Origin of the sequence: Gordonia sputi NBRC 100414, assembly GCF_000248055.1 — a bacterium.
Lineage (GTDB): Bacteria > Actinomycetota > Actinomycetes > Mycobacteriales > Mycobacteriaceae > Gordonia > Gordonia sputi.
The window spans coordinates 1-666 of sequence record NZ_BAFC01000132.1; the positions used below are offsets into that span (position 1 = coordinate 1).

Sequence of the window (666 nt, forward strand, 5' to 3'; positions counted from 1 at the left end):
CGCGCTGACCATAGTGCTCTGGGTCGTCGCGATCGCGGCGCACGTCGCCATCAGCCTGGTGGTGCCGGTGCTCTTCGGCGACGGCCTACAGCACGGGATGGGCGGACTCGACGGCGCGAGCATCATGATCTACCTCGCGATCAGCCTCGGCGCCCAGGCCGTGGTCACCAGCGGCAAGGTCGCCGAACACCACCGGACGCACAGCGCCGCGACGCGGTGAGCGGGTGGTCTCGACAAGCTCGACCAGCGGTAGGGCTCGCCCAGCGGGGCGGGCCCTTTCCGCTGATTGAGCTGGCCGCGAGCGGAGCGAGCTGCCGAGTCGAAATCACCAGCGGCACAGCTCGATGGGCGGGTGGTCTCGACAGGCTCGACCAGCGGGTGCAGCTCGACCAGCGGTTAGGGCTCGACCAGCGGGTGGGCCTTCTCCGCTGATTGAGCCGGCCGCGAGCGCAGCGAGCAGCCGAGTCGAAATCACCTGCGGCCCAGCTGGGTTGGCGGGTGGTCTCGACAGGCTCGACCAGCGGGTGCAGCTCGATCGGCGGTGGACGTTCCTATAGTCCGTCAAGTGGTGTGGGCGTGGTTGTTTTGGTTGGTGTCCCAGGCGGTGAGGTCTGCTTTGAGGGCGTAGAACAGTTCGCGGGCGACGTAGCGTTTCACAGCACGGAT

At 67.7% G+C, this 666-nt stretch carries 1 pseudogene; it reads left to right on the forward strand.

Annotated features, from left to right (window positions below):
* Window positions 1–220 (forward strand): annotated as a pseudogene (locus tag GOSPT_RS21680) (hypothetical protein); the annotation flags it as partial.
* Window positions 221–666: the final 446 nt, after the last annotated feature.